At 45.8% G+C, this 14585-nt stretch carries 16 protein-coding genes; 4 read left to right on the top strand and 12 right to left on the bottom strand.

Translation table 11 applies throughout. The features are described 5' to 3' along the window. Positions 1 to 77: 77 nt before the first annotated feature. Complete coding sequence (hemB, locus tag AB4512_RS11790) at positions 78 to 1121, bottom strand: porphobilinogen synthase (RefSeq protein WP_017060158.1); 1044 nt, start codon at positions 1119 to 1121, stop codon at positions 78 to 80. Between the two features lie 208 nt (positions 1122 to 1329). On the opposite strand from hemB, the gene AB4512_RS11795 reads away from it, so the two are divergent. Further along, positions 1330 to 2091 (top strand): TatD family hydrolase, encoded by a 762-nt coding sequence (locus tag AB4512_RS11795; RefSeq protein ID WP_017063053.1) that lies wholly within the window; start codon positions 1330 to 1332, stop codon positions 2089 to 2091. Between the two features lie 288 nt (positions 2092 to 2379). Here AB4512_RS11795 and tatC read toward each other — a convergent pair whose 3' ends face one another. From tatC to rmuC, 7 genes are all read right to left on the bottom strand, one after another. Further along, on the bottom strand, positions 2380 to 3135 hold the full coding sequence (gene tatC, locus AB4512_RS11800; RefSeq protein WP_017060156.1) for a twin-arginine translocase subunit TatC: 756 nt from the start codon (positions 3133 to 3135) through the stop codon (positions 2380 to 2382). 148 nt (positions 3136 to 3283) lie between these two features. After that, a complete protein-coding gene (gene tatB / locus AB4512_RS11805) occupies positions 3284 to 3691 on the bottom strand; it encodes a Sec-independent protein translocase protein TatB (protein ID WP_017060155.1) in 408 nt (135 codons plus the stop codon). A 3-nt stretch (positions 3692 to 3694) separates the two neighbouring features. Further along, positions 3695 to 3949 carry a Sec-independent protein translocase subunit TatA gene (tatA, locus tag AB4512_RS11810; protein WP_017060154.1) on the bottom strand — a complete coding sequence of 85 codons (255 nt, stop codon included), beginning with the start codon at positions 3947 to 3949 and terminating at the stop codon, positions 3695 to 3697. A gap of 53 nt (positions 3950 to 4002) precedes the next feature. After that, entirely contained in the window at positions 4003 to 5637 is a 1635-nt protein-coding gene (gene ubiB, locus AB4512_RS11815; protein ID WP_372174941.1) for a ubiquinone biosynthesis regulatory protein kinase UbiB, read from the bottom strand. After that, positions 5634 to 6239, bottom strand: coding sequence for an SCP2 domain-containing protein (locus AB4512_RS11820; RefSeq protein ID WP_017063051.1), 606 nt, complete (start codon positions 6237 to 6239; stop codon positions 5634 to 5636). The genes ubiB and AB4512_RS11820 overlap by 4 nt, the downstream gene beginning before the upstream one ends. A 98-nt stretch (positions 6240 to 6337) precedes the next feature. Next, the gene (gene ubiE / locus AB4512_RS11825; protein ID WP_026012235.1) at positions 6338 to 7117 is read right to left on the bottom strand and encodes a bifunctional demethylmenaquinone methyltransferase/2-methoxy-6-polyprenyl-1,4-benzoquinol methylase UbiE; all 780 of its coding nucleotides are present in this window, start codon (positions 7115 to 7117) and stop codon (positions 6338 to 6340) included. 65 nt (positions 7118 to 7182) lie between these two features. After that, entirely contained in the window at positions 7183 to 8715 is a 1533-nt protein-coding gene (gene rmuC, locus AB4512_RS11830) for a DNA recombination protein RmuC (RefSeq protein ID WP_372174942.1), read from the bottom strand. A 138-nt stretch (positions 8716 to 8853) separates the two neighbouring features. Between rmuC and AB4512_RS11835 the strand changes: the two genes are divergently transcribed. Further along, positions 8854 to 9747, top strand: a complete 894-nt coding sequence (locus tag AB4512_RS11835) for a DMT family transporter (protein WP_048607574.1) — start codon at positions 8854 to 8856, stop codon at positions 9745 to 9747. A gap of 145 nt (positions 9748 to 9892) precedes the next feature. Here the strand turns inward: AB4512_RS11835 and AB4512_RS11840 are convergent, their stop codons facing one another. The 3 genes from AB4512_RS11840 to ftnA form a co-directional block, all read right to left on the bottom strand. Next, positions 9893 to 11086 (bottom strand): NAD(P)/FAD-dependent oxidoreductase, encoded by a 1194-nt coding sequence (locus AB4512_RS11840; protein ID WP_102394319.1) that lies wholly within the window; start codon positions 11084 to 11086, stop codon positions 9893 to 9895. A gap of 250 nt (positions 11087 to 11336) precedes the next feature. Next, entirely contained in the window at positions 11337 to 11660 is a 324-nt protein-coding gene (uspB, locus tag AB4512_RS11845; RefSeq protein ID WP_009848060.1) for a universal stress protein UspB, read from the bottom strand. 68 nt (positions 11661 to 11728) lie between these two features. Then, positions 11729 to 12256: a non-heme ferritin gene (gene ftnA / locus AB4512_RS11850; protein ID WP_017070096.1), complete on the bottom strand. Its 528-nt coding sequence runs from the start codon at positions 12254 to 12256 to the stop codon at positions 11729 to 11731. Between the two features lie 189 nt (positions 12257 to 12445). Here ftnA and uspA point away from each other — a divergent pair, with 189 nt between their 5' ends. Beyond that, a complete protein-coding gene (uspA, locus tag AB4512_RS11855) occupies positions 12446 to 12880 on the top strand; it encodes a universal stress protein UspA (protein ID WP_017060149.1) in 435 nt (144 codons plus the stop codon). 52 nt (positions 12881 to 12932) lie between these two features. Next, complete coding sequence (locus tag AB4512_RS11860; protein ID WP_017060148.1) at positions 12933 to 13811, top strand: carboxylate/amino acid/amine transporter; 879 nt, start codon at positions 12933 to 12935, stop codon at positions 13809 to 13811. 112 nt (positions 13812 to 13923) lie between these two features. Here the strand turns inward: AB4512_RS11860 and AB4512_RS11865 are convergent, their stop codons facing one another. Beyond that, positions 13924 to 14514: a hypothetical protein gene (locus tag AB4512_RS11865; RefSeq protein ID WP_017060147.1), complete on the bottom strand. Its 591-nt coding sequence runs from the start codon at positions 14512 to 14514 to the stop codon at positions 13924 to 13926. Between the last annotated feature and the right edge of the window lie 71 nt (positions 14515 to 14585).

The following is a 14585-nucleotide window of genomic DNA, read 5'->3' on the forward strand; positions in this document are numbered from 1 at the left end:
CTTATCCATCCTCATAAACGAAAGGGCTGGCACAATGGCCAACCCTTTTACTGATCACTTAAGTGAGCTCTACACGGTTACTTTTCTTTTAAGTGCTCTGCGGCTTGTGCATTGTCTTCTGCAAGCCACTCTGCGACATCTTTAGCGAAGTAAGTAAGAATGCCATCAGCGCCAGCACGCTTAAAGCACAACAGTGATTCCATGACGGTTTCGCGCTCTTTCAGCCAGCCGTTTTGAATCGCCGCTTTGTGCATCGCGTATTCACCAGATACTTGGTAAGCAAACGTAGGCGCTTGCAGTTCGTGCTTAACACGACGAACAATATCAAGGTAAGGCATGCCTGGTTTCACCATCACCATGTCCGCACCTTCATTAAGATCCATCGCGACTTCATGAATCGCTTCATCGCTGTTGGCTGGATCCATCTGGTAGTTCTTCTTGTTACCACCTTTCAGGTTCGAAGCACTGCCAACTGCATCACGGAATGGGCCGTAGTAGCACGATGCATATTTTGCAGAGTACGCCATAATCTGAGTATGAATATGGCCCGCTTCTTCTAACGCTTCACGGATCTTACCAATGCGACCATCCATCATATCCGATGGGGCAACTACGTCAGCACCCGCTTCAGCGTGTGATAATGCTTGCTTGATCAAGACTTCAGTCGTCTCGTCATTCATCACGTAACCATCTTCATCGATGATGCCGTCTTGGCCGTGAGTGGTGAACGGGTCTAGTGCTACGTCAGTAATAACGCCAATGTTTGGCACATGCTCTTTTAGTAAACGTACAGCGCGCTGCACCAAACCTTCTGAGTTATGAGCTTCAGCTGCGCATAAACTTTTAGCATCTTGGTTCACGACTGGAAATAGAGCAATCGCAGGAACACCCAGCTTTGACAGGTAATCTGCTTCCTCAAGCATGTAGTCGATCGACAAGCGTTCAACACCTGGCATTGACTCGACAGGCTCGCGGCGGTCTTTACCCATCAGGATAAACATTGGGTAGATTAGATCATCCACAGACAATTGATTTTCTGCCATTAGGCGACGGCTAAAGTCGTGCTTACGCATACGGCGCATACGGCGACCTGGGAATTGACCTTGAATTGAAACAGACACTAGATTCTCCTTGCCTAGTCTAAGCACCGAAATACTTAGATATGAAAAGTGCTAAATACAGGCAAAAGCATATCACTGATGGCTCAGGACGCTAGCAGTAAAATATGAAACCCACTCAAAAATAGGGATAAATGGCAAAAAATGACCTTCTCCTCACACTGCCGTATACTCATGACAACTCAGTAAAGACCGCTTTCAGGACAAAACAATGATCGACACCCATGCTCATATTTACGCTAGCGAATTCGATGAAGACCGCGAACAAGTTGTGCAGCGCGCACTGGCTCAAGGGATTGATACCATTCTATTGCCGAACATCGATTTAGAATCTATCGAACCAATGTTAGCAACGGAAGCGCAGTTTCCTGATGTGTGCCGTTCAATGATGGGCTTACACCCTTGTTATGTGGATGCGAATATCGAGCAAACCCTCAAAACCATTCGAGCTTGGTTTGATAAGCATGACTTTATCGCCGTGGGTGAGATTGGTATCGACTTGTACTGGGATAAAACCTTCAAGGCTGAACAAGAGATGGCGTTTGTGACTCAACTGCAGTGGGCAAAAGAGCTTGATCTACCTGTGGTGATCCACACTCGTGATTCCATTGAAGAGACACTTGCCCTACTTCGTAAAGAACAAGATGGCAGCTTACGCGGGGTATTCCACTGCTTTGGTAGCAGCTTAGAGGAAGCTCAAGCGATCAACGAGCTAGGCTTTCATTTAGGTTTAGGCGGCGTTTCGACCTTTAAGAACTCTGGGATGGACAAGGTGATCCCACATCTCGATATGGATTACGTCATTCTAGAGACAGATTGCCCATACTTGGCACCAACACCGAATCGCGGTAAACGCAATGAACCAGCCTACACAGAATTAGTAGCAAAACGCATCGCCGAATTACGCGGAATTACCCTTGAAGAAGTCGAAAACATAACCACCAAAAATGCTAAGGCATTGTTTAATTTATGACAAATCTATTAATAAGTAATTATTACGGATTTTTCCTGAATTTATTTGAGAAAGCTAAGTGACATGTATAGTATCAACCACCTGCATATAGAGGTAGTTGATTATGTGTGACCATTCACAACACTTACAACGTCAACATCGAACCCTATGGCATAAAATTTTGGGCATCAAAGAGCTCTATATATGTCAGAACTGTGGCTATCAGTTAAAGATTCGATAAACAGACATAATAAAAAAGCGGCCCTAGGCCGCTTTTTTATTATGTGATTTTTACTGAAGCATTCCGAATCAAGATTCAGCTTCTTCCTCTTCATCCGCATCTGGCTTACGCGTATAAAAGCGTGCGAAAAACAGACCAATCTCAAACAGAATACACATTGGAATCGCCAACAGTGTTTGCGAGATCATATCTGGTGGTGTCAGCATCATACCGATGATGAAAGCACCCACCACAATGTAAGGACGCTTTTCAGACAGAGATTGAGGCGTTGTTGCCCCCGTCCAACACAACAAGATAATCGCAACAGGCACTTCAAAGGCAATACCAAAAGCAAAGAACAGCGCGAGTACAAAATCAAGATAGCTTGAGATGTCGGTTGCGAACTCTACTCCCCCTAATGATATGGCCGTAAAAAAGCCAAATACTAACGGGAATACAATAAAGTAAGCGAACGCCACACCACAGTAAAACAGCAATGAACTTGAAGCCAATAGCGGCATGATCAAGCGTTTTTCATGCTTGTATAAACCCGGAGCAACAAAAGCCCACACCTGATACAAAATAAACGGAACCGCGAGGAATATAGACGCGATCAAGGTTAATTTCAGCGGTGTGAAAAATGGCGATGCAACATCGGTTGCGATCATCGTCGCCCCTTCCGGTAGACGATCTACCAAAGGTGCTGATACGAATTCATAAATATCATTAGCAAAATAAATTAGCCCGACAAATATCACTAGCACCGCGACAATCGCACGTAGTAGGCGATTACGTAGTTCTAGAAGGTGGCTAATTAAAGGCTGTGTCTGCTCAGTCGAAGACATGTCAAACCTCTTAAACAGGAAGATCGAAAAGGAGCCGCGCGTGTATCTATCCAGTTGAATTGGTATCCACTTGAATAGTTATTTACTTGAATAGATATCTATTTAAACATCTAGCGAATCAAGTATCCGGCGACTCCTCCTTGCGAGACTATTCGGCTTTCTTATCTGACGGTGCTGAAGCTTCACTGTTGACCTGAATGGTTTCAGATTCCACAGTTTCCATGACACTAGGTTTAGTCTCACTTGGCTTATCAGACTCAGGCTTAGCATACGGACGTTGAACCTCAGCAGCGGCCTGCTTGAGTTCATCGACTGACGCTTTAAGGTCTGGAGATAAATCTTCCATACCCATTTTTTCCGCCTTGCGTAGGTTTTCTTGCAGCTCTTGCACCTTAAGCTCATGAGAAAGTTCATCTTTCACACTGTTTGCCATGCTTTTCGCTTGTCCAACAAACTTGGAAATACTGCGAATCGCCACGGGCAAACGCTCAGGCCCTAAAACCACTAACCCAACGACAGATATTAATACCAGTTCCCAAAAACCGATATCAAACACGATTTACGCCTGCTCTTTGTCTTTCTTTGTTTCAGCAGTTGTTTCAGCGTGAGCTTCTGTCTTCTGCTGTTCAATATTCTTTGGTTCGAAGTCTGCATCTTTCTTATCTGCAGGCTTGTCTTCATCGCTCATCGCTTTTTTGAAGCCTTTAACCGCTGAACCTAAGTCACCACCCATACCGCGCAGTTTCTTTGTTCCGAATAGCAAAATTACAATTACAGCAATGATTAGAAGTTGCCAAATACTGATACCACCCATTGTCATTGTCCTCGGGTCTGTCTACACATAAAAATATTAAGAGAGTCTACTGTCTAACGACGGTAAGCTCGCCAACTAAGCAACCAAAATGTGACACCTGCGATGCCACAGCCCATAGATAGCTGCTCATAAGGGCTTGAAACTAATATTGCGGAGCATACGACTAAAGTGGCTCCAACGCCAAACAAAAACTTTCCAGTTGCTTGCTGACGCTTACTATCTCGGTAACCTTGATAAAGCTGATCCATTCTGTGGTTCATCGCTTTACCTTGGCGCAAGCTGTCATAAAGTAGCTCTGGCAGCTCTGGCAGTTTTTCTGCCCAGAATGGCGCACGCTCTTTTACTGCGTTGATCACAGCTTGCGGCCCCACCTGATTCATCATCCAGGTTTCAAGGAAAGGCTTCGCCGTTGCCCACAAATCAAGTTGCGGATACAGCTGACGGCCTAGGCCTTCGACATACAACAAGGTCTTTTGCAGAAGCACCAACTGAGGTTGAACCTCCATGTTGAAACGTCTTGCTGTATTAAATAAGTTTAGCAACACATGGCCAAATGAGATCTCGCCAAGTGGTTTTGCAAAGATTGGCTCACACACCATACGGATCGCGAACTCAAAATCATTGACGTTAGTGTCGTGTGGCACCCACCCCGAATCAACGTGTAGCTCAGCAACTTTACGGTAATCTCGATTGAAGAAAGCCAACAAGTTCTCTGCTAAATAGCGCTTATCTTCGCTATTGAGCGTACCAACAATGCCACAATCCAAACCAATCCACTGAGGGTTATCTGGATTCTCTGGGTTAACAAATACGTTGCCCGGGTGCATGTCTGCATGGAAAAAGCTATCTCGGAATACTTGGGTGAAGAATACCGTCACACCGCGTTCCGCGAGCAATTTCATGTTGGTGTCGTTGGCTTCTAGCGTCTCAATATCGGAGACTTGAATACCATAGATTCGCTCTGACACCATCAGGGTTTCGCTGCTTAGATCAGGGATAACCTCTGGAACATACAGCTCTTCACTGCCTTCAAAATTACGTCGTAGTTGAATGGCATTGGCCGCCTCACGGCGCAGGTCGAGTTCATCAAGTAACGTTTTCTCGTACTCGTGAACCACTTCAACCGGTTTCAAACGACGTGCTTCAGGAAGCGACTTAGCGACTATACGCGCCATTCGGTGCATCAGTTTTAGATCTGCGTCAATCACCGGGCGAATATCAGGTCGAATTACCTTCAGAACAATCTCACGACCGCTCTCTTTAAGCTTTGCGGTATGCACCTGAGCGATAGAAGCAGAAGCCAGTGGCTCGATATCAAAGTCGGTAAACCAGTTGTCTAAACTGCCACCCAACGCCTTTTCCATATCTTGCTTCGCCAGTTGACCATCAAACGGCGCAACTTGGTCCTGCAACAACGCCAACTGATCGGCGATATGAGGAGGGAACAGATCACGACGTGTCGACATCATCTGTCCAAACTTGATCCACACTGGACCAAGTTCTTGCAGCGCAAGGCGCAAGCGATGACCCAACTCTTTATCTTGATGCTTGTTCTTAAGCCAAAACAGTGACTTTCGCGCCAACAAAGGAGCTTTAGTCAGTTGGTGTTCCGGCATCAACTCATCAAGGCCGTATTCCAACTGTACCTTGATAATATGATAAAGACGTTTCAGTTCTGCTGGGGTCATGCTTTCTCCAACAGAGCGTTCAACTTAGCTTCAAGACGAGCAGCGGAGCTTTTTACGTCATCAACTTGGTCGCAAAAGTGCGCAACTTCTAACGGTGCAGGTGCGATCTTCCACTCTTCAGTCAGAACCTGAGCAACATGGTTTTGATGCTTAGTCGCCTGTTTTGCTACAAAGCCACCGACGTTTTTAACGCCTTGCACCAAGGTATGCGCAACCACATCACCCGTTACGCGCGATAACCACTCTTCCAAATCAGGCTTGCAGTCTGTCATCAGTTGAGCGAATTTCTGAGCCAGTTGAATATCACCTTCTAAGATCAGCTTATCTTGCTTGATCAGCTTGGTGATGTTCGATTGCTCACGCAGTTCAGGTAACACCGATAGGTTCAAAGATAGGTAGCAGTCAGGCTGCCCTTCGTATTCTGACAACACATCAATCTGTTGGCTGAAAACGAAAGTGAGTGTTTTATTCAACTCTTTCAAATTGACTTGAATGATCTGCCCCTTTAAACGAGACAAACGACGAACCAGTGCTGGATCATCGTTCACGAAAGTATTTAAAGAGGTTTCAATAACCGCGGTTACCAATGGATCAAATGGCATGACTGTCCTTACCTTTGAAAACGGATAAGCCTTAACCTATCCGTACTATCTTTATTCTTATTGTTTAGCACGCTCAGCGAGCCTGCTACCAAGCTCGACTAGAACTTGTAACCGCGGTGCAGCGCAACAATGCCGCCCGTTAGGTTGAAGTATTTTGTATTTTCAAAGCCCGCTTCTTGCATCATTCCTTCCAAAGTCTCTTGATTTGGGTGCATACGAATAGATTCTGCAAGGTAACGGTAGCTGTCTGCATCGTTAGCAATCAACTCACCCATTTTTGGCAACAGGTGGAAAGAGTATGCGTCGTAAACCTTTGATAGTGGCTCAAGCACTGGCTTAGAAAACTCAAGAACCAACAGACGGCCACCCGGCTTAAGTACGCGGTACATAGAACGCAGCGCTTGGTCTTTATCGGTTACGTTACGCAGACAGAAGCTGATCGTAATGCAATCGAAGTAGTTATCTGGGAATGGCAACTCTTCAGCGTTCGCTTGTACGTAGTGTACGTTGCCAACAATGCCGCTATCACGCAGCTTATCACGGCCAACATTCAGCATTGAGTTGTTGATATCAGCAAGAACCACGTGGCCTTTTTCACCAACGATACGCGAGAATTTCGCAGTAAGGTCGCCAGTACCACCACCAAGATCTAGGATACGCTGACCAGGGCGAACGCCACTGCAATCAATCGTGAATCGCTTCCACAAGCGGTGAACACCACCCGACATTAAGTCATTCATGATGTCGTATTTAGCGGCTACAGAGTGAAATACCTCTGCTACTTTCGCGACTTTTTCGTCTTTTGCGACTGTTTCGAAACCAAAGTGTGTGGTTTCTGACTCTACTGCTGAATTTGTCTGCACGCTTGTGTCCATAATGCTGTTATCTACCATGGTAAGTTCTCATCGACAGCACGCTCCGTGTTTAGAGGCGCTGCGGCCGATTAGTTTACTTTATCCTCAGCGGGTTGTCTTTCTACTAAGGAGGCATTTTCTGAAAAAGCCTCATTTTGCGCCATTTCGGCCAAACCAATCGAGATCGGTTTCTTCACTTCAACACCCAATTGCTTGAAGCTTTCGGCCTGACGAATCACGTTGCCTCGCCCTGTGACTAGCTTATTCATCGCCCCTTGATAACTTTGGTTTGCTCTATCAAGTGAGCTGCCAAGGCCTTCCATATCATCAACAAACAGGCGCAGCTTGTCGTAAAGCTTGCTCGCACGTTCTGCGATAACCTGTGCGTTCTGGTTCTGTCTGTCGTTACGCCACAGGTTATCAATGGTACGCAGTGCCACCAGCAAAGTGGTTGGGCTGACCAAGATGATATTTTGCTCCATCGCATCTTTCACCAAGCTAGGATCCGCCTGAATCGCCACTTGGAATGCTGGTTCAACCGGGATAAACATCAACACGTAATCCAGACTCTGTATGCCTTTGAGCTGATGATAATCTTTCTGGCTCAAGCCTTTGATGTGCGCTCGCAGTGACACCAAGTGATCGCGCAATGCAGCATCGCGTTGCTGATCGGTTTCGGCATTGAAATAGCGTTCAAATGCCACCAACGCCATTTTTGAATCGACCACCACTTGCTTGTCTTGTGGCAGATGCACAATCACATCCGGTTGATAACGCTTGCCCGCATCGTTTTGCAGGTTCACTTGCGTTTGGTATTCGTGGCCTTCGCGCAGTCCTGATTCAGCAAGCACGCGAGCCAGCACCACCTCGCCCCAGTTACCTTGTTGTTTGTTGTCACCCTTTAGCGCTTGAGTCAGGTTCACCGCTTCACGCGTCATACTCTCATTAAGACGCTGCAGGTTTTTAAGCTCATGCACCAAAGTATGACGCTCTTTGGCTTCTTGGCTGAAGCTGTCGTTCACTTGTTTCTTAAAGCCTTCCAACTGCTCTCTTAGTGGAGACAACAAACCTTCTAGGCTCTGCTTATTCTGCTGATCGACCTTGGCGGTTTTGGTTTCAAACAGTTGGTTCGCTAACAATTCAAACTGCTGCTTAAGTCGTGATTCAGCTTGCTCTAGCAACTGCAGCTTTTCGCTATTGGCGAGGTTTTCTTGGTCATGCCTTGCTTCTTGCTCGCGCAGCTCGGCTTCTAATTCAGACTTATGATCTTTAAGCACATTGATCTCATCAGCGTACTGCTGGCGCTCTTGCTTTACCGCCTCAAAGTAGCGCAGTTTTTCCATTGCAGCCATCACCTTACCGTGCGCCTGCTTGAGCTCGAATGCCGCTTTGTCTCGGTCATCATCTAACTCATCGAGCTCTTGTTGCGCCTCTGCGAGTGATACTTTGAGCTGAGCTTGCTGAGATTCATGCAACAAACGATCGGACTCTAGCTGCTGCTCGAGCAATCGCTGCTGAAAAGAGAGCTTCTGTTTAATCCACCAACCCACGACACCGCCGCTGACGAGCGCGCCAGAAATAGCAGCAATAAGCGGTGCTTGATGTTCGATAATCCATTGCATGATAATGATTTAGCCTAATTTGAAATAACTCATTAAATGGTATTTTGATACTGGATAAATGTCCAGTTTGCCGTATTAAAATTCGACAGATAGACTAGGCGCTCCGTATTCTGTCCCATCAAATTAGAATGAGTTGCCATGAACGAACGTCGTGCCTTGGGCTTTGGCCTTTCCGCAGTACTGCTGTGGTCAACGGTCGCTACTGCTTTTAAGCTGACCCTTGCTGAGTTTTCACCGATTCAAATGCTGACCATTGCCAGTATTGTGTCGTCGATTGCGCTGATCGCAGTCTGCGCCTTTCAAGGTAAGCTCTCTCAGCTGAGTACAACGTTCCTTTCAAACCCTTGGTATTACCTGCTGCTCGGCTTGGTTAACCCATTGGCTTATTACCTGATTCTATTCAAAGCCTACGACCTGCTGCCCGCTTCTCAAGCTCAAGCCATCAACTACAGCTGGGCTATCACGCTAACCTTAATGGCGGCGGTTTTTCTGGGGCAAAAGATTCGTAAGCAAGATTGGATTGCGTGTACCTTCAGCTATGCGGGTGTGGTAGTTATTGCCACCAAAGGCGATGTGCTAGGAATGCAGTTCGATAGTCCACTTGGTGTGGCTCTGGCGCTGCTTTCTACTCTGCTTTGGGCGGGATATTGGATTCTCAACACCAAAAACAAGGCTGACCCAGTGGTTGGCGTGCTGCTTGGTTTCTTAGTGGCATTACCATTTGCGATCGGTTTAACCCTTTACGAAGGTGAAAGCTTTAGCCAAATCACAGCGAAGGGTTGGATGGCGGTGACTTACGTTGGTCTGTTCGAGATGGGCATTACCTTTGTGTTGTGGCTATCAGCACTCAAGCTAACCAACAATACGGCGCGTATCAGCAACCTGATTTTTGCGTCACCGTTTATCTCACTGATGCTACTTTCAACCATCATTGGCGAAGAGATTCACCCTGCAACACTGTTTGGTTTGGTACTGATCATTGCTGGCTTGGTGATTCAACAGATCAAGTTTTCAAAAAACAAAGCTGCGTAAATAAGCGCTAAAAGATCCAATTGAGCACGAAAAGCCATCGATAAAGTCGAATCTAGAGCTAGAACACAATGTTAGATACAAAAATGGCGAGTCGTATGACTCGCCATTTTTATATAATTTAAAATCTAGTGAGTAAGCTAAAAGCTTAAACCCACTGACCTGCTGCAAAGCCAGAACTCCAACACCATTGGAAATTATAGCCGCCTAACCAACCGGTTACGTCCATCACTTCACCAATGAAATAGAGGCCAGACACGCTCTTACATTCCATGGTTTTTGAAGATAGGTGATTGGTGTCCACGCCACCTAGAGTTACTTCGGCAGTACGGTAACCTTCGGTGCCGTTTGGCGCGATTTTCCAGTTTTCTAGATGCTCTACAATGTCATTCAGCTGTTTTTCATTGAACTGCTTGAGCGGCTTGTCTTCCAGCTCTTTGCGGTCAATCAACACTTCAACAAAACGCTTCGGCAGTGCTTTCGCCAAGGTGTTTTTCAGGCTCTGATTTGGGTGCTTCTCGCGAGAGTTAGCCAGCAGTTCAGCCACATCGACTTCAGGTACTAGATTAATCGAAACCGACTGACCCGCCTTCCAGAAAGAAGAGATTTGCAGTACCGAAGGACCCGATAGGCCGCGGTGAGTAAACAGCAACGCTTCTTTGAACAAGGTTCCGTCTTGCGCGGTGATCTCAGCAGGAATCGCGATTCCTGAAAGCTCAGCGAAATCTTCTTTATCTTCTTTATGCAGAGTAAATGGTACTAAGCCTGCGGTAGTTGGCATCACAGACAAACCAAATTGCTCGGCAATCTTGTAGCCAAATGGCGTTGCGCCCAGCTTAGGCATCGACAAACCACCTGTCGCCACAACCAGTGAGTCACACTCAACTTCGTCGGTATTGAGGTGCATCTTGAAGCCAGCGTCTGTTTTTTCGATGGAGTGAACATCACAACGGTAGCGTTGTTCGACTTTCGCCTGCTTACACTCTTCAAGCAACATGCTCACGATGTCTTTTGCAGTGTGGTCATTCACACAGAACAATTGGCCGTGGTCTCGCTCTTCGAACTCAATACCGTACTTGCTCACCATCGAGATAAAATCCCAGTTGGTGTATTGAGATAAGGCTGACTTCACGAAGTGAGGGTTGTTACATAGGAAGTTGTTGGCTGAAACATCATAGTTAGTGAAGTTACAACGGCCGCCACCTGAGATTAAAATTTTTCTGCCTGGTTTCTTTGCATGATCAACCACCAGCACTCGTCGGCCACGTTTACCAGCTTCCGCAGCACACATTAAGCCCGCGGCGCCCGCACCAATTACGATTACATCAAACTTTTCACTCATTGGGGTTCTGCTTTCTTCACTTTTGCACCTCGAGTACGCCCTGTTCTCGAAATGCCATCAATAAAAAAGGATGTGCATAAACAGCACATCCTTACTAATTGCTCGCTATTCTAGCGGCAATTTTAAACTTTGCAATTGATGTTCAATTGTACAATTTGCAGACAGCAGCAAAACCACTACTTGGCTTAGCGAACCAACAACCGAAGCTTTACACCAAAACCTAAACTCTACTTCACACGTACTAAATAACTTAGACGATGAAAGAAGACAGCAAGGTTACACCTAGCAGAGCGGAAGAGAGTATGAATAACTGTCTTACGCGATCGCACTTCGAAGTAAAAACTTCGTCATGATGATGGTGATACTCTTTGCTTTTGATGTAACTGAACAGGCGAACCTGTTTGGTCATATTGCCATGGGTTGTGAAAAAACCGCCTCCGTCTACTTGTTGATAAAGTAGAGGATGCGCTTCTCGCATAATATAAATGAGCGTTCTTAGCGCAGTAAAGTAACGCGCCCAGTTCACGCAAGTCACAACCATTAGTGCAAATAGAATAGTGTCGCCGCTGATCATCCTTTCCTCCCTACATCTTCATAAGAAAACTCAAAAGAAAAAGATAATCAGTGTCTTTTTCGTACTACCTAAACGGCAGGAGCTTCCATAATTGAAGATGAACCATCTTTTGCCAATTGCGCTAGGTCTTTATCAATAAAAAACAGTGCTTTACCGTCTTCACCAACAAGCTCTAGCTTATCCAATACACCTTTAAACAACTTCTCTTCTTCGTGTTGCTCTGCAACGTACCATTGCAGGAAGTTAAAGGTTGAGTAGTCTTGTGTGCTGAAAGCAACGTGAGCCAGTTTGTTGATCTTTTCAGTAATCATCTGCTCATGTTCATAAGTTTCACGGAACACTGCACCAAGGCTTTCGAATTCGTGTTTCGGTGCTTCAATCGAACCCAGAATTGGCATTGCACCGGTTTCGCTTACGTAAGTGAAAAGACGCTGCATATGTTCCATTTCTTCTACTGCATGAACACGCAGAAACTCTGCTGCACCTTCAAATCCTTTGTCTTCACACCAAGCACTCATTTGTAAGTATAGATTGGATGAGAAAAATTCTAGGTTAATTTGATCATTCAGTTGCTCAACCATAGTTTTTGACAGCATTTAAGACTCCTAATTACATCCTCAATTTTCTCTACTATATCACTATTTAATGAATATCTCGCAGGCCATTAGTTAACCAATATTTCGAGCTGTCATTACGCAAGACAGTGGATATGAGATCACTTCAGCAAAAAAAACCATCGCATAGTGCTAATCTTAAATCAGACAATGAATAAAGGAGGTAGCGATATGAGTTACAAACATATTTTGGTCGCGGTCGATTTATCAGAAGACAGCAAATTAATTGTGGATAAAGCGGTAGCATTGGCTAAGCCATTGGAAGCCAAAGTCTCTTTTATCCATATCGATATTAACTACGCAGAGCTGTATACCGGCCTGATTGATATCAACATGGCCGAAACCCAGCACAACGCGATGGAAGCGTCTCGTATTCAGCTGCAAAATTTTGCGGAGCACGCCCAATACCCGATCACCCATACCCTAGTAGGCAGTGGTGATTTGAGTCATGAGCTGTGTGACACCATCAACGAGTTCAATGTTGATCTCGTGGTTTGCGGTCACCATCAAGACTTCTGGAGCAAGCTGCTCTCTTCAACACGCCAACTGATCAACGCCTCTCCGGTTGATATGCTGGTCGTGCCTCTAAGAGATTCAGAAGACTAATGATTTAAGGTTAGGTAACATACAGCTCATATCTTATTAACGAAGTTTTACTATGAGCTATTTAGCTGGTGTTACCCTCCTATGGGCCTTCTCCTTTAGCCTGATCGGCGTTTACCTTGCGGGTCAGGTTGATTCTTGGTTCTCTGTTTTAATGCGTGTTGCCCTTGCTGGCGTCGTATTTCTTCCTTTCCTAAAGTTTCGCGGCGTATCGCGTAAGCTGATCGCTAAATTGATGGCAATTGGTGGTATCCAGCTTGGCCTGATGTACTGCTTCTACTATCAGTCTTTCTTACTGCTATCCGTTCCTGAAGTCCTTTTGTTTACTGTCTTTACCCCAATTTACGTCACGCTTATTTATGACTTTCTCAAAGGGCAATTCTCTCCGTGGTACCTAGTGACAGCGGCAATTGCGGTATTGGGCGCGGTATTCATTAAGTTCGCAGGTATTAACGAAAACTTTTTAGTCGGCTTCCTCGTCGTGCAAGGCGCGAACCTGTGCTTTGCTATTGGTCAGGTGGGCTACAAGGTGGTGATGGAGAAGGAATCGACCGAGTTGCCTCAGCGAACCGTATTTGGTTACTTCTACTTAGGGGCGCTATGTGTCGCGTCAGTGGCTTTCATGCTACTAGGCAACCCAGAGAAACTGCCCACCACCACACTTCAATGGGGAATCCTGATCTACCTTGGCTTGATTGCGTCGGGGCTGGGTTACTTTATGTGGAATAAAGGCGCGTGCATGGTGAATGCTGGCGCGCTGGCAGTGATGAACAATGCCTTGGTTCCTGCTGGTCTGGTGGTGAATATCCTGATTTGGAACAGAGATGTCGATTTGGTTCGCTTGTCTATTGGTGGCGCCGTTATCTTATTCTCTTTATTCGTCAATGAGACGTGGGTGAAGAAGCGCGTAGCAAGATCCGCAAGCAACGCTTAGCTGATTTGAACGAGCTACATGAGTCAGCTCGGATAACCCCAAAAAGCAAAAGAGCGACCTAAGGTCGCTCTTTTTAAATCATCGCTGTAGCAATAAACCATTCAAATCAACTTCAGTGGATTTGATTGTGGCTCACTACCTGAGTCTTGGTTTCAGTGAAGGCAACATCATCAAGTTGTAGGTTGATTCGTTCCAATTCACTTTCCAGCTTCTGACTTTTCTTAAACAGCTTTTGCTGCTTCTTAATCATCTTCGCCAGTTTCTTATTGTACTTCTCTTGTTTCTTAGCCGCTTTCTTCGCTTGTTTGAGTTCAGCTTTCTCATCACCGCTCGCCTTCGCCATCAGTTTTTTCAGCTTGGCTTTTTTCTGTGCGGCTTCTTTTTTGGCAAGCTCAGGGGCCATATCAGCGGCGGCTGGATCGAACATTTGTACGCTCGGTTCAATTGCCTCGTTGATTTCCGCAAGCGACAGTTCTGGTGCAGGTAATGTTTCCGCTAGCAGGCCGCATGCGACTTTCTCTTCAACGGGTTTGTTTTGACAACCAAGAGGTGGAATTGCGGTGGGTTTGCATAGATTCGCTTGATCCGCCGAAGAACGCGCGCAAGAACGACACACGAACTTAGGTTCAGTCACCAAGCTGTGGATCTCGCCCAAGTGTTCGGTGATATCTCGACGGTTTAACTTACAAAAGCGTTTAGCCATGCTTCAACTCCAGCTAAGAATAATAATGATTCTTAGTTAGATATACATCTGTAACGCGACTATCGCAAGTG

Source organism: Vibrio sp. 10N.222.52.B7, from assembly GCF_041474275.1.
Taxonomy (GTDB): Bacteria; Pseudomonadota; Gammaproteobacteria; order Enterobacterales; family Vibrionaceae; genus Vibrio; species Vibrio crassostreae_C.